This window comes from Burkholderia sp. CCA53, assembly GCF_001685525.1.
Taxonomy (GTDB): domain Bacteria; phylum Pseudomonadota; class Gammaproteobacteria; order Burkholderiales; family Burkholderiaceae; genus Burkholderia; species Burkholderia multivorans.
Genome location: NZ_BDDJ01000002.1, coordinates 38,154 through 57,216, shown reverse-complemented (window position 1 = coordinate 57,216; position 19,063 = coordinate 38,154). Strand labels below are relative to the sequence as shown.

The window sequence follows — 19,063 nt, the reverse complement described above, 5'->3', positions numbered from 1 at the left end:
GCGGCGCAGCGGTGCACCGGTATGCCGGTATGCCGCTGCGCACGCTGCGCGTGCGTCAGCCGGCCTGCGTCGCGCGCACGGTGCGCGCGGCATTCATCGCACGGATCTCGACGACCGGCGCCGTATCGGCCGCCGCGCGTGCCGGATCGCCCTCGAGCGGCACGAGCGCGACGCGCGCGGGTGTGTCGGGCGCGAGATGGAACCAGTCGTCGCGCGGCACGAAGCCGGGCGCGTCGATCTGCACGTGGCGCGCGACGTGGCGCGTGTCGATGTCGACATGCCAGACGTCCCCGGTGCGCGACACGCAGGCCTCGAGGCCGAGCTCGCGACGCGCGAACACGACCGGATGCGTGCGCGACGGGAAGTAGAACGCTTGCGACAGCAAGGTGCCGTCGTCCGCGCGCAGCGTCGCGACCGCGGTGTCGTGCTCGCACGGGCCGAAGCGGTACGCGTAAGTCCAGTCGAAAAACCGGCCGAGCAATTCGGCCGAGCCGAACCGCAGCGTATCGTGCGCGGCGATGCGCACCGGGCAGCCGGCACGCGCGACCGGCGTGCGGCCGTCGCGCAGCGCGACCAGCTCGACGGTCCCGGACAGCGGCGCCGGGCGCTCGTTGAGCACGTGCACGTCCAGGCCGTTCAGCCCTTCGTCGACGAGCAGCACCTGCACCGGCTGCAGCACCTGGCGCAACGCATACCATGCCGATTTCGGCCGATGCGAGGCGTCGATCACGCCCCAGCCGGCGCCCGGCATCACGTCCTGAAACTGCCAGACGAGCGCGCCGGCGCAGCGCGACCCGTTGCGGCGCCATTCGGAATAGGTGTCGCGCATCACGTCGGCGATCACCGCGCGCGACAGCTCGAAGTAGCGTGCCGGATCCTCGCGCCGCAGGCGATCGGGCGTCACGTCGTACAGCGTGCGCAAATAGTGGTCACGCACATCGTCGAAATCCCACGACGTGCCGGGGTCGCGCGGCACCGCCGCCTTCCAGCGCGGCTCGTGCACGCCAGGCCAGCCGAGCTCGTCGAGCATCGCGTTCGACGGCACGTTCGCGAACGCGAGACACTCGCTCGCGAAGCGCACGTCGGCCCGGCGCGCGTCCTCGAGCGGACGCAGATACGCGCCGACGCCGTAGTAGTGCGACACGCGCTCGCGCGGCACGAACGGCAGCACGCCGCCGTCGGGCGAGTCGGAGACGTACACGACGTCCGGCCGCCGCGCGGCCGCGTGGGCGGCCAGCCGCTCGGCCGTCAGCTCGAGAAAGCGCTGTTTCGTGCCGAGCCCCGACATCGCGGCCTGCTGCGCGATCTCGCTGCCGCCGCACAGCACCGCGAGCGACGGGGACGCACGATGACGCAGCAGGAACTGATCGGCTTCGCGATCGACGACCTCGGCGAACGCCGGATCGTCGAGCGCATAGTCGAAGTTTGCAAACATGAAGTCCTGCCAGACGAGCAGCCCGAGCCGGTCGCACCATGCATGGAACGCATCGGCTTCGTAGGTCATCGTGCCGCCGACGCGAATCATGTTGAAGCCGGCGTCGCGCGCATAGCCGAGCAGACGCCGGTAGGTCGCGTCGTCCGCATGCAAGGCGAGCGGCGCGGCGCTGCTCCAGCACGCGCCGCGCGCAAACACCGGCACGCCGTTGACGCGCAGCGCAAAGCCCTTGCCGTCCGCGCCGGCGTCGGCTTCGATCGTACGAAAACCGGTCGTGCCGAGCGGGCGGCGTTCGCCGCCGAGATGCAGCTCGACGTCGTACAGCGCGGGTTCGCCGTGCGTATGCGGCCACCAGCGCCTGACGTTCGGTATGGCGACGCTCCCGCGTACGCGGTCGGGCGCGACGCGTTCGAGCGTCGCGACGTGCTCGCCGCACGCGAGCCGCACGGCATCGTCGTCGGGCAGCGGCGATGCGAAACCGAGCTCCGCGTCGAGCCAGCCGGTGTCGCCGTCGACGCGTGCCTGCAGGTCGCGATGCACGATCACCGGGCCGAGCGTCGGATCGAGCACGTCGACCGGCCGCCACGGGCCGGTCGGCACGTAGGGCGGAAACCAGCCGGGCATGTGCCCGAGCAGCGACGTGCGCACCGCGCGCAGGCCGGCCGGTTCGGCGAGCCGCGTGCGCCAGCGTGCGCGCCGCGCCGCGCGTACCTCGCGCAGATGCGGCGCCAGCGCGCGGAAGCGGACGAAGAGCCGGTGCGCGCCGTCGAGCGAGACGGGAACATCGTGCGAGACGAACATGCTGTACGACTGCAGGATCGGCGTGTCGTCGAGCCATACGTCGGCGAGCGTCGCGAGGCCGTGAAAGCGCAGCACGCGCGGCCCGTGACCGTGCAGTTCCGTCCGGTACCAGTGATCGCGCTCGGCGAGCGACGCGATCTCGTCGGTACGGCCCGCCAGCGCGAGCGCCTGCGCGACCGTACCGGGCGCCGGTGCGTCGATCCAGCCTCGTTCGGCCGGCAGTTCGCGCGGTTCGTCCGCGGCGCCCGCGTCGGTCGTCAGCATCGACCACGCGGGCGCGGCGCCGGACCGCGTCATCGGCCGAGCGGCATCGCCGCCGCGTCGTGGCGTATCGGTGCGCGATGCAGCAGCGGCGGCGCGATCTGCCGCGCGCACGCGATCAGATCGTGATACGCGGCTTCGATCGCGTCGAGCGTCGCGTCGCCGCGCTCTTCCTTGCCGCGCGAACAGGCGCGCGCGAGCCGGAACTCGAGCACCATCGCTTCGGATGCGATGCGCTCGCAGGCACTGCGGATGTCGGCGAACGGACCGATGCAGCCGTTCGCCTGCAGCCAGCGCGCGTAATGACCGAACAGCTCGAAGTTCGCGCCGAGCTGCCGGACCGAGTTGAACGAATACGCGTGAAAGCGTTCGATCGGCGCGTCGGCGAGACGCTTCGCTTCGTCACGCAGCTGATACCGGAACGCCGCGATCGGATCGACGACCGGCAGCCGCCGCAGATGGCGCTGCAGCAGCGCGAGCGACGCTTCGCACAGCGCGCGTTCGTCGAGCGGGGGGAAGCGCCGCTTCGCGCACTCGACGTACGGCGGCAGCGTCATCGGCGATGCGTCGCCGACGAGCCCGTCGTAATCGTCGCCCTCGGCCACGTAATAGCCGCTGTTGTGGAAGTAGCCGAGCTGGCGGCGCTCGCGGTCGATCGCATCGATGCCGATCGTCGTCTTCGTGTGCTGCGCGCGATAGCTGATGCCGCGCGTATCGGGCAGGAACCACGCGTCGACTTCGACGATCATCAGATGGCCGCGCGCGACCTGCGTCTCGATGTGGCGGTCGAGCGGCTCGTAGATCGAATGCTCCTGCACGACGATGCCGTACAGCCGTTCGAGTTCGTCGAGCGGAAACTTGAAGAACGTGAACTGATCGCCCTCGAAATCGAGCGCGATCGTAAACGGCAGCGCCGCATACGGGTTCAAGCCCCACCACCGGAGCACCTCGAGCCACATGTCGACGTAGCAGTTGGTCTGCTTCCAGACCATCTCCTGGCCATGCAGCGGATGCGGCAGATAGTGGCGCGCGCGGTGGCGCACCGCGTCGAACGACGCATCCTCGCCGTCGCGGGACACGAATGTCATGGCGTTCCCCACAGTACGTTGCGCACGTCGGCCGGCCATGCTTCGATGTCGAAGCCGTGGTGGCGGAACAGCGCGAGCGTCAGGCGTTCGAGCCCGAAGCCGACGCAGCCGGTGTGCGCGACGTCGTCGGTCGCGGTGCGGATGTTCCACAGCAGGCCGAAGTGGTCCATGTGGTAGTTGAAGCTCAGGCAGGCGGTCTGCCGGCCGTCGTGTTCGATCGGGATCAGCAGCTCGAACTTGAGGTTCTGCTCGCGCTGGCTGTCGGCGACGATCTTGCCGCCGCGTCCGAAGAACGGATCGTTCGCGAGATCGATCCCGTTCGGCAGGCCCAGCGAGTCGATCATCTGCGTGCCGCGTTCGATCCACGTCTGGCGGAACGCGAGAATCTGCTCGGGTGTGCCGATCCGCACGTACTCGCGCATCCGGAACAGCTGCATGCGCGTCGGATCGAGCGACGGCTCGTGACGGAAGCAGTACGAGAACACGTCGAAGATCCGGCCGTCCGGCGGCAGCGCACCTGCACGTGCGACGACCGGGTAAATCGGGTAGCACGCGGCCGGCGTCATCACGACGTAGGTCGGCTTCTGGTTCTCGGTCCAGTCCTCGCCGCGCTCGAGGCATTGCAGCAGCCGCTGATGCTGGTGTTCGTTGCCGCCGAACGAATGCACGCTGCCCGCGAGCTGCGGAAAGCTCTTCATGTATTCGCTGCGCTCGAACTCGAGGCGGCTCATCGCGGGCGGGAAGCGCAGCACTTCCGCATGCTGGTCCGCGCCGAGGCGCGAGACGTACGCGTCGAGCGCTTCGACGACGCGCTCGAACGCTTCGCTGCGGCCGAACAGGCCCTGGATGCCGGTCGAGACCAGCAGGCCCGCATCGATCATTTCGTCGCGCAGCGGGTTCACGCCCGCGCGGTCGAGCGGCGCATCCGCGGGAACGGAGGGGGCGGCGGGGGCTACGGAGAGGCGATCGTTCACGTGTGTTTCTCCAGCGTCGCGGGACGCAGCGCGAGCAGCAGGCTCGAAGTGTTGGTGGCGATGCGGTCGTTGTTGATCATCAGCGGCGCCGCATGCAGGTCTCGAATATGACGGCCGACGCTGAAGGGCGTGCCGTGCTTGTAGCCGGCCATCCCGCAGATCATCATCGCTTCGTGTGCGACCTGAAGCGCGGTCGTCGATACGTAGGTCTTCAGCGTGTTGATCTCGGCGGCCCATGCCATGCCGCCCGACCACGAGCGCGGCGCGCCGCTCTCGTACAGGCGCAGCACGTTGTCGACGCGCGCCTGCATTGCCTGCAGCAGCGCGAGCGATTCGGCGAGACGCCGCGACGCGGGCGACGAGGCGCCGTCGGTCTGACGCGCCTGCGCGCGGAAGAACTGGTGCGCGCGGTGGAACGCGTCGCCGGCGACGCCGATCCACACGGCGGCCCAGAGGATGTGCGACACGGGCACCATCGTCTGTTCGGCGATCTGCGCGAACGGCACGGGCAGGCATTGCACGGTCGCGCCGTGCGCGTCGAGCATGAAGCCGTTGCTGCAGGTGCCGCGCATGCCGAGCGTGTCCCAGTCGCCGCGGCGCGCGAGCGTATAGCCGTCGCGCAGCAGCGTGACGAGCACCTGCTCCGACGCGGGTGCGTTTGCGTCGCGGCGTGCGGTGGCCAGAATGCCGTCCGCATATTCGCCGTACGAGATCGTCGGCGCGGCCTTGTGCAGCCGGAATTCGCCGCCGTCCGCTTCGAGCGCGCACTGGCTCGCGCGCAGGTTGCCGCCGACGCCGTCTTCCGACGTGGCCGACGCGAGCAGCCACTGATGGCGCACGAGCTGCTGCAGAAACAGCTTGTGCCAGCCGTGGTCGACCGCATGGTCGACGACGCACGCGACCTGGATCTGATGCATCGCGAAGACCATCGCCGACGATGCACATGCGCGACCGAGGATCGTACACGCCGATGCGACCTCCGCGAGCGAGGCGCCGATACCGCCGAGCCGCGTCGGCACGAGCGCGCTCAGCAGGCGGCGCGAGCGCATCGCCTCGATCGCTTCGACGGGACAGCGCGCATCGCGATCGACGGCGTCCGCGTGCTGCGCGGCGATGCGGGCGACGGCGTGCGCGGCTTCGTCGAGCCGGCCCGCGGTGTCGTCCGCTTCGAGTTCGGGAAGGATCGCGTTCATGCCGATTGCTCGGTGCGTTGGAGCGTACCGATCGCGTCGGCCAACGAGTCGATGCTGCGGAACAGATTGCGGTTCAGCATCTCGTCGGGGATTTCGACGTTGAACTGTCGCTCGAGCGCGAGCATCAGCTGGATCGTGTCGAGCGACGACAGGCCCGCTTCGTAAAGATCGTCGGCGTCGCCGATCGAATCGATGGCGGCTTCGAGATGGGCGACTTGCTTGAGAACGGCTCTGATTTCGTTTTTCACGTGCAACTCCGGCGTGCGTGGTGTCGTCCGCACGGGAAGAAGCGGCGCAGCGCGCTGACTCCCCCCCGGCAGTCCTGCGTCAGTAGACCATCCGGGGTCGCCGTGTTCTGTTCGCCAACCTACAGTCGGCAGGCCCGATGTGCGTTCGAGTACCGACGCATGACAACGGTCAAACGCGTGCCGCAGCCGGTACGCCGCTGTCGGCCGACAGGATCCGCTTCATCTCGTCGCGCACGATGGCGCGACAGCCGCACGACATCTTCTCGAGATCCTGCAGATCGGCGAGCACGATCGAGCTGCGGTATTGCCGGATCAGGCCGAGCTTCTGGATCTCGCCGGCCGCATCGGTGACGGTCTCGCGGCGCACGCCGAGCATCTGCGCGAGCATGCTGTGCGTGACCTGAATCTCGATGCTGCGCGAGCGGTCATAGGCCAGCATGAACCATCTGCATAACTGATGTTTCAGCACGTGATGGCGGCTGCAGAACGTGATTTGCGATACCTGTGCCATCAGCAGGCGCACGCTGACGAACACCAGATGACGAATCACCGGCGATGCGTCGAACGCCGCGGCGAATGCCTGCCGGTCGAGCCGGTAGACGAAGCCGTCCCGGCAGGCGACCGCGCGGCACGGCATCGTGCCGCTGCCGCCGATCACGTCGTCGCAGACGATGCTTTCGCTGCCGATCTCGGCGACCTCGAGCGTCATGCCGCCCGACGACACGTACTGCAGCGAGATCGCGGTCGTGACGGGCAGGTAGACGGCGGCCAGCCTGGCGCCGGGCTCGCACAGCACTTGCCCCGATTTCAGATGGACCAGTTGAAGCTGAGGAATCAGCGCTGCGCGTTCGTCGCGGTCGAGCGCGGCGAGAAACCGGTTTGCGTCGAAGCTGTGGGACAGTTCGATCATGCCGCTCGTGCGAGCGGCGCCATCACGGGCCAGATGGGTCACGGGCATCCTCGATATAAGTGGGCGCACGACGTCGCGGCGGATCTCGCGCAAAGCACGTCGTGTTCGTTTAAATGGATAGGCGGATAGCGCACGAAGGCTAGCACGGCACTCAATTCCGCTAAACGCACATTACGTCATTTCACAAACTTTGACGATCCAAAAAGAATGAGAACGTTATATGAAATTCGATCTTGCCTTATTTAAGAATTAATCATCCGGAAATGGAATCGACCGATGTAAACGTATTCTCCTATCACCGGTTGCCAATCGCCAGACATGAAGCATTGTGCCTCGAAAACAGAAAGACAACATCAAACACTATTTGACATTTAATTGGGGAAGGAGATCTTTCCCATTTGAATCAGGGGTTTGCGACGCATTTGTGGGATGGCTAACAAAAGCCCTGATTAGAGCGCCGATTCAAAGATGAGACAGTTCGAAACTGTCGCGCGGGACCGCGTGCGGACGCGCTGAGACAGCGGCCGACGTCGCGGAAACGATTGAAAAACAACTGTAAGTATTTGAACGACAAGCCCGGAGCGCCATTCTGCGCGGGCTTCCGCGGTGCCCGCGTATTGATCAGTCGAATAGCCGCGAGTGTCTAGCGAATGCCCGAGTGTCCGGAAATGAGACGGTTTTCGATCGTTCCGGAGGCCGCCATTCGGCCGTTCTAAACGGTCGTCATTCATATATTAAGGACGGACGGCGATTGGCACGCAAATCGCTTATTACGACTCGCGTGTCGAACGGGGTGATTGACCGACATCGACGGCGATAAGCCGCCAATGTCCGATCCGTGGTTGTAGGCCGCAACCGCCGATGGCGCCCGACACGCTTGACGAAAACGAATTCCGCCGACCGTCTGCATGCGGCGCGGACAATAAGAGGGATACAGACATGCTTCATCTTCAATCGAGCTATTCGGCGAATGCCATTCTGGACGCACTGCCGGAGGACAGCATTCGGGCGATCGCACCGCATCTCGAACTGGTCCGGGTCAAGCCCGGCATGCTGGACCGGGTCGGCGAACCGATGCGTCATGTGCATTTCCCGACGACGGCGATGATGTCGGTGCAGCACTTGATGGAAGACGGTGCGATGGTCGAGGTGGCGGTCGTCGGCCGGGAAGGTGTGGTCGGGCTCGCGACGATGGTCGGCGGGGCGGCGGTGTCGAACCGCGTCGAGGTGCGTATCGGCGGGATGGCGTACCGCGTGCCGACCTGCGTGATGCGCACGGAATTCGAACGTTCACCGGCGACGTACCGGCTGCTCCTCAACTATTGTCAGGCGACGATGGCGCAGATCTCGCGCAGTGCGCTCTGCAATCGCCATCATTCGGTCAGCGAGCAGCTGAGCCGCTGGCTGCTGCTTGCGCACGACCGGATCGAAGGCGACGAGCTGGCCGTCACGCAGCAGACGATCGCGAACATGCTCGGCGTGCGGCGCGAAGGCGTGACGGAAGCGGCCGGCAGCCTGCAGGAGGCCGGACTGATCCGGCAGCGCCGCGGACGCATCACGGTGCTCGATCGCGGCGGTCTCGAGCGTCACGCATGCGAGTGTTACGACATGATCCGCGCCGATTACGATCGGCTGCTCGGCTCGCGCAGCGGCGCGCGCCCGATGTCGGTACGTCCGCGTCTGACGGAGGTGCGCTGCGGCGCGGCGGCACACAGCGCGTGAGGGCGGCGGAGATGAGAGGAACGAGTGTGGCGCGCCGCGCCGGGATCGCGGCGGCCGACGTCGTGCTCGTGCTCGCCGGCGCGCTGGCTGCGCAGGCCGCGGGCGGGCTCGCGTGGAGCGATCTGTCCGACGCGCGCCGCGGCGCGATCGTGTTGCTCTGCGTGCTGAGCGTCGCGCTGCTGCCGCGCGCGCTGCGCGAGACGGGCAACGGCGCAAGCGTGCGCGAACGCGAACAGGCATTGAGCGGCACGATTGCCGCGATCGTGTGCGCGAGCGTACTGACGATCGCGACGGGCGTCTGGATCATGAATCGCGGCGGCACGATCACGATGCAGTGGATCGTCGAGACCGTGCTGGCCGCCGACGCGGCACTGCTGCTCGGCAGGGTCGCGCTGCTCGCGGTCGCGGCCAAGCGTCCCGAGGCGCGCGCGCATCGGCGCCGCGTCGCGGTGGTCGGCGCGACCGGATACGGCCGCGTCGCGATCGAACGCATGCGGCTCGCGCCGCAGGGGCCGTACGTGCCCGCGTACGTGTTCGACGACGATGCGCCCGGTGCGGCCGCCGATATCGGCGGCGTGCCGGTGATCGGCGACTGGCGCACGCTGCGGCAGCGGATCCACGACGGCGAGATCGACGAGGTGTGGCTCACGCTGCCGATGTCGCACGAATGGCGGATTCAGCGGATCGTTCGCGAGCTGCGCGACGAGTTCGTGCAATTGCGCCTGCTGCCCGATGTACGTCATATGTCGGTCGTCGACCGTTCCGCGACCGACGTGCTCGGCATGCCGGCGATCAATCTCGCGACGACGCCGCGTTCCGCACCGGAGATGTGGGCGAAGTTCGCGTTCGACCGGCTGTTCGCCGCCGCGGTGCTGGTACCGCTGATGCCGCTGATGGCGGCGCTCGCAATTGCCGTCAAGCTGTCGTCGCCGGGGCCCGTGCTGTTCCGGCAGCGCCGCAAGGGGATCGACGGCCGCGAGTTCCATATCCTGAAGTTCAGGACGATGCGCGTGCATCGCGAGCAGCCCGGCGTGCTGCGGCAGGCGTCGCGCAACGACTCGCGCGTGACGCCGGTCGGCGCGTTTCTGCGCCGCACGTCGCTCGACGAGCTGCCGCAATTCTTCAACGTGCTGTTCGGCCAGATGTCGGTCGTCGGCCCGCGGCCGCATGCGATCGAGCACGACGACTTGTACCGGCAGCTGATCGACTGCTACATGTACCGCTATCGCGTGCGGCCCGGCATCACCGGATGGGCACAGGTGAACGGCTATCGCGGCGAGACGCGCAAGGTCGAGGCGATGGCCGCGCGCGTGAAGTTCGACCTGTTCTACATGCAGAACTGGAGCTTCTGGTTCGACATGAAGATCATCCTGATGACGATCGTGCGCGGCTTCATCGGCCGCAATGCGTTCTGATCGATTCATGAACGACATGCTCGAGTGCGTTGCGCCGAACGTTGCATGCGCAACGAGATTGCGCAACACGTGCCGTTCGGCATCCGGCAATACGCCGAGCCGCACGATGCGGACGGAGGTCGAAGCAGGGCCGCCGGCCGCACGTTCCGGCAGGCGCGCGCGCCGCGTTTTCGCGTCCGTCCCCGGTTTTCGCGCCGCGCCCGCTCGGGCGGCGCGCGCAGCCTGTTCGGATCAACACGTGCCGCCCGGTTGGGTTTATGCTGCATCGAATGCCCGCGGCGTGCCTTGCACGCGCGGCAGCATCCGGTCGCAGCGGCGCGCGTCGTTCGCGTTGGCCGCCGCGCCTCCGCGCGTGCGCGGCAGGCGTACGCGAAATCCGGAACAGGAGACGACGATGGCGCTCGACGAACGGCAACGGCACGCACTGCTGCAGCGGCTCAACGAATCCGAGCAGGCCTTGCGCGCGGAGCTTCGCGCGAGCGAAGACCAGCGCGCATCGGAATCGTATGCGGAGCTGGCCGGCGCATCGCCGGACGAAGGCGACGAAGCGAACGCGGATCTTTTCGTCGACGTCGATCACGCGCTGATCGGCATGAAGCTGGCCGAGCTGCGTGCGATTCGGCGTGCGCAGCAGCGCATGGTCGACGGCAGCTACGGCGATTGCATCGATTGCGACGGCCCGGTCGGCTACGCGCGGCTGCGCGCGCGGCCGACGGCCGAACGATGCACGCATTGCCAGGCGCTGTACGAACGGCGATACGCGACGGCGCCGCGTGCGTCGCTGTAACGCGGCGTCGCGGTCGGACGACGCGGCACACATCGCGCGGCGGGCGTACGATGGAAGCGCGCGCCCGGCGTCGGGCGTCCGGCATCGACGCGCCTGTGCGCGCGGGCGGCGCGATGCCGGACGATCGACACCGTACGGCGTCATCTACGTGGAAGGGGGCCACGCCGATCATGCGGATTCACAATGCCGAATGTGCGGCCGTCTTCGCCGAAATCGCGGACATGCTCGAGATTCAGGGCGCGAATCCGTTCCGGGTCCGCGCGTATCGCAACGCGGCACGCACGATTGCCGACTACGGCCGTGACATTCCGTCGATGCTCGCCGACGGCGGCGAGCTCGTGCGGATCCCGTCGATCGGCCCGGATCTCGCGTCGAAGCTGCGCGAGATTGCGCAGACGGGCACCTGCGAATTGCAGCAGACGCTGCGCCGCGCGCTGCCCGGCGCAATCGTTCAGCTGCTCGACGTGCCGGGGCTCGGTGCGAAGCGCGTGAAGGCGCTGCACGATGCCTTGCGTATCGAAACGCTCGAACAGCTGCGCGTGGAAACCAAGAACGGGCACGTCCGTGCGCTGCCCGGTTTCGGCGCGAAAACCGAAGCGCAGCTGCTCGACGCGCTCGACGAACGCTTGCGCCGCACGCCGCGGCGCTGTCTGCTACCGGCCGCGACCGGCGTACTCGCGCCGCTGCTCGAACGGCTGCGCGCGCTGCCGGGCGTAATCGAGGCGGTGGCAGCCGGCAGCGTGCGGCGGCGTCGCGAGACGGTCGGCGATCTCGACATTCTGGTATCGGCGCGCGACGCGGCCGCCGTCGCCGATGCCTTCACGCGCGGCGACGCGGTCGAACGCGTGCTCGCGAAGGGCAAGACGCGCTCGAGCATCGTGCTGGCGTGCGGGCTGCAGGTCGACCTGCGCGTCGTCGATGCGGATGCTTTCGGCGCGGCGCTCGTCTACTTCACCGGTTCGAAAGCGCACAACATCGCGCTGCGCCGGATCGCCCAGGCGGCCGGGCTGAAGATCAACGAGTACGGCGTGTTTCGCGGCGAAGAGCGGATCGCCGGTGCGACGGAAGCGTCGGTCTACGACGCGATCGGCCTGCAGTGGGTGCCGCCCGAGCTGCGCGAAGGGCGCGGCGAGATCGACGCGGCGCGCGCCGGCACGCTGCCGACGCTCGTCGAGCGCAGCGATCTTCATGGCGACTTCCACGTGCATACCGACGCATCCGGCGGTCGCGACAGCCTGCACGCGATCGCTCGGGCCGCGCGTTCGCGCGGGCTCGGCTATCTTGCCGTGACCGATCGCGCGCCCGATGCGGGCCGCGGCCGTACGGCGGATTTCACATGGCTGCTCCGGCAGCTCGACGAGATCGATCGGCTCAACGCATCGTTCGACGACTTCGTGCTGCTGAAAGGCGTCGAGGCCGGCATACGCGACGACGGCAGCCTCGACGTGCCGGCCGATGTGCTCGACCGGCTCGAGATCGTCGTCGGCGCGGTGCGCGACGGCTTCGATCTGCCGCGCGACGCACAGACCGCGCGGATGCTGCGCGCGATCGACGATCCGCATCTGACGATCGTCGCGCATCCTGCCGGCCGCTTGCTCGGCGAGCGCGACGGATGCGATGTCGATCTGCCGCGCGTGATCGCGCACGCGGCGGCGCGCGGCTGCAGCGTCGAACTCGATGCGCAGCCGCAGCGGCTCGACTTGCCGGACGTCTGGTGCCGCGAGGCCGCGAAGGCCGGCGTGCCGGTCGCGATCGGATCGGACGCGATGAGCGCGGACGAACTCGGCTATCTCGACGGCGGCGTCGATCAGGCACGGCGCGGCTGGTTGACGCCGCGCGACGTGCTCAACACACGCACGCTCGCGCAGCTGCGCCCGCTGCTCGCGCGCGCGGCGGACAGAAGCCCGGCGCAGCGCCGCCGCAACGGCACGTGAACGCAACGGGTCGGCGCGTGCCGCGCCGTCGCGCGATCACGCGAGCACGTCGATCGCCGGCACGTACGGCAGCCGCAGCGCCTGTGCAACTGCTTCGTACGTGATATGCCCGTCGCAGACGTTCAGCCCCGCGCGCAGATGCGGATCGTCGATCATCGCCTGTTTCCAGCCCTTGTCGGCGAGCGCGAGCGCATGGCCGAGCGTCGCGTTGTTCAGCGCGAACGTCGACGTGCGCGCGACCGCGCCCGGCATGTTCGCGACGCAGTAGTGAACGACGCCGTCGACGACGAAGGTCGGGTCCGCGTGCGTGGTCGGATGCGAGGTTTCGAAGCAGCCGCCCTGATCGATCGCGACGTCGACGACGACCGCACCGGCCCGCATCGTCGCGATCATGTCGCGCGTGACGAGCCGCGGTGCCGACGCACCGGGCACCAGCACCGCGCCGATCACGACATCCGCATCGCGGATCGCTTCGTCGATCGTCTGCGCATTCGAGCAGACGGTCGCGATGCGGTTCGCGAAGATCAGGTCGAGCTGCCGCAGCCGGCTCACGTTGGTATCGAGCACCGTCACGCGCGCGCCGAGGCCGACCGCCATCTGCAAGGCGCCGGTGCCGACGACGCCCGCGCCGAGCACGACGACGTGCGCAGCGGGCACGCCGGGCACGCCCGCCATCAGCATGCCGCGCCCGCCGCGCGGGCTTTCGAGATGCGTGGCCGCGACCTGGATCGACATGCGGCCGGCGACTTCGCTCATCGGCGCGAGCAGCGGCAGGCCGCCGCCGGGCCCGGTCACGGTTTCGTAGGCGATGCACACGGCGCCAGACTTCACGAGTGCGGCCGCCTGTTCCGGATCGGGCGCGAGATGCAGATAGGCGTACAGAACCTGGCCGCGCCGCAGCATCGCGCATTCGGCGGGCTGCGGCTCCTTCACCTTGACGATCATGTCGGCGCGCGCAAACACTTCCTCGGCGCCGTCGCACAGTGCTGCGCCGGCGGCGACGTAGTCGTCGTCGAGCAGGCCGATCGCGGTGCCCGCACCGCGCTGCACGAGCACCTTGTGGCCATGCCGCGTGAGCTCGCGTGCACCGGCGGGCGTCAGGCCGACGCGGTATTCGTGGTTCTTGATCTCTTTCGGCACACCGATCAGCATGAGTCGTCTCCAACGGTTGTCGTTATCGTCGCCGTGCCGCGGATCGATGGGGCGATGCAGTTGCGTTCGCGCGTGTCGTTGTGCGACGCGCGTTCCGTCGGCCGGACGCTGCGCGCGCGTCGTGCGCGCGACTGCAGCACAGCTCTAAAAGGTAGCGACGGGCTGACCGAAGTCAAGCCGCAGTGCGGCACGGCTCGCGCGTGTCGATGCACGAACGGCGGCGTTTCGATATCGTGATGCACACGCGTTGCGTGTGCGCGCCGAAGCGGCACGACGCGAAGCACTTGTCACACGATACGAGGAACCGCGCGACATGATCGCTGCGTATTTCAGCGTGCCGACGCTCTGCGCGATCGCGCTTGTCCACGTCTATTGGGCATGCGGCGGACGGCGCGGCAAGCGTGCGGCGATACCCGAACACGACGGCGTGCCGTTGCTGCATCCGAGCACGGCCGGCACCTGCACGATCGCGGCCGCGCTGCTCGCAGCGGCATGCGTCGTCGCCGCGCACGCAGGGTGGGTGTGGCCGGGCCGTTATCCGGGCGCGAGCGGCATCGCGATCGTCGTACTCGCATTGATGTTCGCGGTGCGCGCCGTCGGCGATTTCCGTTACGTCGGCTTTTTCAAGCGGATTCGCGGCTCGCGCTTTGCCCGGATGGACACGCTGTACTACTCGCCGCTGTGCGCGGCGCTCGCGCTGTCGATCGCGTCGATGGCGTGGCGGCGCTGAGCGCTGCGGCGAGCTGCAGCCCACGTGGCCGCCGCCCCGTTTTTTCAATTGTTGCGGTTTTCGCTGCAATCAATTGCATCTGTTTCGATAGAAATGGAACCGGTTCCATATATAATGCGCGGCACTCGTCGCCCATGTCTCGAATGAGGGTCGTGCACGTTGCGCTTGCGACACGCAAGTGCGGCGTCTAAGTTGAATGAGAGCCATGGCGACGACGGACGGACGCGGCCGGCAGGCCCGAGCCGTCCGCCAATCAGGCCCGTGAAGAGGTCGAACCCGCCGCGCGCCGCCGGATCGAGCGCGTGGCAGCGTGAGAGGGCGCCGCCGCCTGCGCGGTCGGCGCCCGTGTCGAATTTGCTCGCAGCACACGGAAAAAACAACGACGGCCTGCCGTACGCGGCCGGTCCGTCGGGCACGCCGCATGCGGGATGCGCGTGTTCGAACAACGGTCTCCAACGCCCAACATCCGACCATGTCTACCCCATCTGACAAACCCAATTCGCGCCGCCGGTTTCTGCGCACGTCGGTCGCGCTCGTGCCGATCGCGTCGGTCGCCGGCTGCGACCTGCGTTCGTCGCCGTCTTCCGCGACGACGGCCGGCCACGCGTCGGCTGCGTCGGCCGACGCCGAACGTTCGCCGTACAAGCCGACCTTCTTCGATGCGAAGGAGTGGGCGTTCGTCCAGGCCGCGGTCGACCGGCTGATTCCGGCCGACGCCGAAGGCCCGGGCGCGCTCGACGCCGGCGTGCCGGAATTCATCGATCGCCAGATGGAAACGCCGTATGCGCACGGTGCGACGTGGTACATGCAGGCACCGTTCCAGCAAGGCGTGCCCGAGCTCGGCTATCAGCTGAAGCTCGTGCCGCGCGACGTGTACCGCCTCGGCATCGCGGCCGTCGATCGCTATTGCGAGAAGACGCACGGCAAGGCATTCGCGGATCTCGACGCGGCGACGCGCGACGCGGTGCTCGGCGCGCTCGAAAAGGGCAGCGCGCCGATCGACGACGTGCCGCCCGGCGTGTTCTTCGGCCAGCTGCTGCAGAACACGCGCGAAGGCTATTTCTGCGATCCGGTGCACGGCGGCAATCGCGGCATGGCGGCATGGAAGATGATCGGCTTTCCGGGCGCGCGCGCCGATTTCATGGATTTCGTCAACCAGAACGGCAAGCCGTATCCGTACGGCCCCGTGTCGATCAACGGGGAGCGTAGCTGATGGCCGCAGAGAAAAAGCCGCATGTCGATGCGGTGATCGTCGGCTTCGGCTGGACCGGCGCGATTCTCGCGAAGGAACTGACCGAAGCAGGACTGAAAGTCGTCGCGCTCGAGCGCGGCGAATATCGCGATACCTATCCGGACGGCGCGTATCCGAACACGATCGACGAGCTGACCTACAACATCCGCAAGAAGCTGTTCCTTGACCTGTCGAAAACGACCGTGTCGATCCGCCACGGCATCAGCGACACGGCGCTGCCGTATCGGCAGCTCGCCGCGTTTCTGCCGGGCGAGGGCGTCGGCGGCGCGGGGCTGCACTGGTCCGGCGTGCATTTCCGCATCACGCCCGAGGAGCTGCGGCTGCGCAGCCACTATGAAGAGCGCTACGGAAAGAAATTCATTCCGGAAGGGATGACGATCCAGGACACCGGCGTCAGCTACGACGAACTCGAGCCGCATTTCGACTTCGCGGAGAAGGTGTTCGGCACGTCGGGGCAGGCGTACAAGGTCGGCGGCAAGGTGGTCGGCGACGGCAACGTGTTCGAGGCGAACCGCAGCGATCATTTTCCGCTGCCGCCGCAGCTCAACACGTATTCGGCGCAGCGCTTCTACGATGCCGCGAAGTCGCTCGGGCTGCATCCGTACCGGCTGCCGTCGGCGAACACGTCGGGTCCGTACACGAATCCGTACGGCGTGCAGATGGGGCCGTGCAACTTCTGCGGCTACTGCAGCGGCTACGCGTGCTACATGTATTCGAAGGCGTCGCCGAACCTGAACATCCTGCCCGCGCTGAAGCAGACGCCGAACTTCGAGCTGCGCTCGAAGTGCCACGTGCTGCGCGTCGACCTCGACGACACGAAGAAGCGCGCGACCGGCGTCACCTACGTCGATCCGACCGGACGTGAAGTGCATCAGCCGGCCGATCTCGTGATCGTCGCCGCGTTCCAGTATCACAACGTGCATCTGCTGCTGCTGTCGGGCATCGGCAAGCCGTACGATCCGATCTCCGGCGAAGGCGTCGTGGGCCGCAATTTCGCGTACCAGAACCTGTCGACGATCAAGGCGTTCTTCGACCGCGATACGTTCACGAACCCGTTCGTCGGTGCCGGCGGCAACGGTGTCGCGGTCGACGACTTCAACGCGGACAACTTCGATCACGGCCCGCTCGGCTTCGTCGGCGGCTCGCCGCTGTGGGTGAACCAGGCGGGCGTGAAGCCCGTCAGCGGGATCGCGGTGCCGCCCGGCACGCCCGGCTGGGGTTCCGCGTGGAAGAAGGCGGTGAAGGATTACTACGCGCACACGATCTCGATGGACGCGCACGGCACCAACATGTCGTACCGCGACGTCTATCTCGATCTCGATCCGACCTATCGCGATTCGTACGGGCAGCCGCTGCTGCGGATGACCTTCGACTGGAAGGACAACGACATCCGGATGGCGCAGTACGTGACGGGCCAGATGAAGAAGATCGCGGAAGCGATGGGGCCGAAGGCGATCAGCGTAACGACGCGCGAGTTCGGCAAGCACTTCGATACGCGTGCGTACCAGACGACGCACCTGGTCGGCGGCGCGGTGATGGGCACCGATCCGAAGACGAGCGTGCTGAATCGCTATCTGCAGTGCTGGGACGTGCACAACGTGTTCGTGATGGGCGCGTCGGCGCTGCCGCAGGGCATCGGCTACAACCCGACCGGCATCGTCGCGGCGCTCGCGTACTGGTCGGCGCGCGCGATCCGCGAGCAATACCTGAAAAATCCCGCACCGCTGGTGACCGTATGAAGAGGATCGTGACCCACCGTATCGCGCGCCGCCTGTCGCGCGCATTGGCCGCGAGCGCTGCATGCGCGGCGCTCGGCTTCGGCAGCGCGGCGGCCGTCGCGCAACCTGCGGCGACGCCCGCCGCCGCATCGGCCGCGGCTGCAGCCGCGCCGCAGTCCGCCGATGCGCTGGTCGCGCGCGGCGCGTATCTTGCGCGCGCGGGCGACTGCGTCGCCTGCCACACCGCGGTCGGCGGCAAGCCGTTCGCGGGCGGGCTGAAGTTCGACACGCCGATCGGCGCGATCTATTCGACGAACATCACGCCGGCGCAAAAGACCGGCATCGGCACGTGGTCGCTCGAGGACTTCGACCGCGCGGTGCGCGCCGGCGTGCGCAAGAACGGCGACACGCTGTATCCGGCGATGCCGTTTCCGTCGTACGCGCGCTTGACCGACGACGACGTGAAGGCGCTGTACGCGTACTTCATGCACGGCGTCGCGCCGGTCGAGCACGAGAACCGCGCGGTCGACATCGTCTGGCCGCTGTCGATGCGCTGGCCGCTCGCGATCTGGCGCAAGATGTTCGCGCCGTCGCCGAAGCCGTTCGACGCGACGCCGTACGCCAATCCGGTGCTCGCGCGCGGGGCCTACCTCGTGCAGGGGCTCGGCCACTGCGGCGCGTGCCATACGCCGCGTGCAGTGACGATGCAGGAACGCGCGCTGACCGACGCGGACGGCCTCGACTTCCTCGCCGGCGGCGCGGCGATCGACGGCTGGGTGCCGACGAGCCTGCGCGGCGAACCGCGCACCGGCCTCGGCACGTGGAGCGAAGGCGAGATCGTGCAGTTCCTGAAGACCGGCCGCACGCTGCGCACGGCCGCGTTCGGCGGGATGACGGACGTGGTCGGCCACAGCATGCAGCACATGAGCGACGACGACCTGACCGCGATCGCGCGCTATCTGAAGACGCTGCCGCCGCGCGTGCAGGGCGAGCAGCCGCACGTCTACGATGCGGCCGCCGCGAAGGCGCTGCAGACGGGCGACGCAAGCAAGCCCGGCGCGGCCGTGTACCGCGACAACTGCATGGCCTGCCACCGCAGCGACGGGCACGGCTATACGCGCGTGTTCCCGGCGCTGGCCGGCAACCCGGTCGTGCAGGGCGACGATCCGACGTCGCTGATCCACGTGGTGCTCGAAGGCAGCGCGCTGGTCGGCACGCGCACCGCGCCGTCGACGTTCACGATGCCGCCGTTCGGCTGGCGCCTGTCGGATCAGGAAGTGGCCGACGTGTCGAACTTCATCCGCACGAGCTGGGGCAACACCGGCTCGCCGGTGACGGCCGCGCAGGTCGCGAAGGTGCGCAAGAGCGTGCCGTCGACGCGCCCCGAGCCGCCGCCGGGCGCGCGCTTCCCGCAAGCCGCGCGCTGAGCGGGCGCGGCGGCCT

Annotated in this window: 16 protein-coding genes; 8 read left to right on the top strand and 8 right to left on the bottom strand. The window is 68.0% G+C overall.

Going from position 1 to position 19,063, the window contains the following annotated elements; genetic code table 11:
* Window positions 1-55: 55 nt before the first annotated feature.
* From BCR55_RS33930 to BCR55_RS16825, 6 genes are all read right to left on the bottom strand, one after another.
* Entirely contained in the window at window positions 56-2,533 is a 2,478-nt protein-coding gene (locus tag BCR55_RS33930; RefSeq protein WP_065496624.1) for a glycoside hydrolase family 2 protein, read from the bottom strand.
* On the bottom strand, window positions 2,530-3,585 hold the full coding sequence (locus tag BCR55_RS16845; protein ID WP_006403706.1) for a DUF1839 family protein: 1,056 nt from the start codon (window positions 3,583-3,585) through the stop codon (window positions 2,530-2,532). The genes BCR55_RS33930 and BCR55_RS16845 overlap by 4 nt, the downstream gene beginning before the upstream one ends.
* A complete protein-coding gene (locus BCR55_RS16840) occupies window positions 3,582-4,559 on the bottom strand; it encodes an amino acid--[acyl-carrier-protein] ligase (protein WP_006403705.1) in 978 nt (325 codons plus the stop codon). The genes BCR55_RS16845 and BCR55_RS16840 overlap by 4 nt, the downstream gene beginning before the upstream one ends.
* A complete protein-coding gene (locus BCR55_RS16835) occupies window positions 4,556-5,752 on the bottom strand; it encodes an acyl-CoA dehydrogenase family protein (RefSeq protein ID WP_006403704.1) in 1,197 nt (398 codons plus the stop codon). The genes BCR55_RS16840 and BCR55_RS16835 overlap by 4 nt, the downstream gene beginning before the upstream one ends.
* Window positions 5,749-6,000, bottom strand: a complete 252-nt coding sequence (locus BCR55_RS16830; RefSeq protein WP_006403703.1) for an acyl carrier protein — start codon at window positions 5,998-6,000, stop codon at window positions 5,749-5,751. The genes BCR55_RS16835 and BCR55_RS16830 overlap by 4 nt, the downstream gene beginning before the upstream one ends.
* 169 nt (window positions 6,001-6,169) lie before the next feature.
* Window positions 6,170-6,910: a Crp/Fnr family transcriptional regulator gene (locus tag BCR55_RS16825; RefSeq protein WP_065496622.1), complete on the bottom strand. Its 741-nt coding sequence runs from the start codon at window positions 6,908-6,910 to the stop codon at window positions 6,170-6,172.
* 939 nt (window positions 6,911-7,849) lie between these two features.
* Between BCR55_RS16825 and BCR55_RS16820 the strand changes: the two genes are divergently transcribed.
* From BCR55_RS16820 to polX, 4 genes are all read left to right on the top strand, one after another.
* On the top strand, window positions 7,850-8,632 hold the full coding sequence (locus BCR55_RS16820) for a Crp/Fnr family transcriptional regulator (protein WP_006402402.1): 783 nt from the start codon (window positions 7,850-7,852) through the stop codon (window positions 8,630-8,632).
* A gap of 11 nt (window positions 8,633-8,643) precedes the next feature.
* Window positions 8,644-10,047, top strand: a complete 1,404-nt coding sequence (locus BCR55_RS16815; RefSeq protein ID WP_065495042.1) for an undecaprenyl-phosphate glucose phosphotransferase — start codon at window positions 8,644-8,646, stop codon at window positions 10,045-10,047.
* 394 nt (window positions 10,048-10,441) lie between these two features.
* The gene (locus BCR55_RS16810) at window positions 10,442-10,834 is read left to right on the top strand and encodes a TraR/DksA family transcriptional regulator (protein WP_035956058.1); all 393 of its coding nucleotides are present in this window, start codon (window positions 10,442-10,444) and stop codon (window positions 10,832-10,834) included.
* 170 nt (window positions 10,835-11,004) lie between these two features.
* Entirely contained in the window at window positions 11,005-12,768 is a 1,764-nt protein-coding gene (gene polX / locus BCR55_RS16805; protein WP_053298664.1) for a DNA polymerase/3'-5' exonuclease PolX, read from the top strand.
* Window positions 12,769-12,804: 36 nt separating this feature from the next.
* Here polX and ald read toward each other — a convergent pair whose 3' ends face one another.
* Window positions 12,805-13,920 carry an alanine dehydrogenase gene (gene ald, locus BCR55_RS16800; RefSeq protein WP_006403699.1) on the bottom strand — a complete coding sequence of 372 codons (1,116 nt, stop codon included), beginning with the start codon at window positions 13,918-13,920 and terminating at the stop codon, window positions 12,805-12,807.
* 313 nt (window positions 13,921-14,233) lie between these two features.
* Between ald and BCR55_RS16795 the strand changes: the two genes are divergently transcribed.
* Entirely contained in the window at window positions 14,234-14,650 is a 417-nt protein-coding gene (locus tag BCR55_RS16795; RefSeq protein WP_006410420.1) for a DUF3995 domain-containing protein, read from the top strand.
* Between the two features lie 44 nt (window positions 14,651-14,694).
* On the opposite strand, the gene BCR55_RS31050 is transcribed toward BCR55_RS16795, so the two are convergent.
* The gene (locus BCR55_RS31050; RefSeq protein WP_081000699.1) at window positions 14,695-15,096 is read right to left on the bottom strand and encodes a hypothetical protein; all 402 of its coding nucleotides are present in this window, start codon (window positions 15,094-15,096) and stop codon (window positions 14,695-14,697) included.
* A gap of 26 nt (window positions 15,097-15,122) precedes the next feature.
* Between BCR55_RS31050 and BCR55_RS16790 the strand changes: the two genes are divergently transcribed.
* Genes BCR55_RS16790 through BCR55_RS16780 form a run of 3 tightly spaced genes read left to right on the top strand, consistent with a single transcriptional unit; the run spans window position 15,123 to window position 19,047 of the window.
* Window positions 15,123-15,863 carry a gluconate 2-dehydrogenase subunit 3 family protein gene (locus tag BCR55_RS16790; protein WP_006402393.1) on the top strand — a complete coding sequence of 247 codons (741 nt, stop codon included), beginning with the start codon at window positions 15,123-15,125 and terminating at the stop codon, window positions 15,861-15,863.
* Window positions 15,863-17,641, top strand: a complete 1,779-nt coding sequence (locus tag BCR55_RS16785) for a GMC family oxidoreductase (RefSeq protein WP_006410419.1) — start codon at window positions 15,863-15,865, stop codon at window positions 17,639-17,641. The genes BCR55_RS16790 and BCR55_RS16785 overlap by 1 nt, the downstream gene beginning before the upstream one ends.
* Window positions 17,638-19,047, top strand: a complete 1,410-nt coding sequence (locus tag BCR55_RS16780) for a cytochrome c (protein ID WP_065495040.1) — start codon at window positions 17,638-17,640, stop codon at window positions 19,045-19,047. The genes BCR55_RS16785 and BCR55_RS16780 overlap by 4 nt, the downstream gene beginning before the upstream one ends.
* Window positions 19,048-19,063 lie beyond the last annotated feature (16 nt).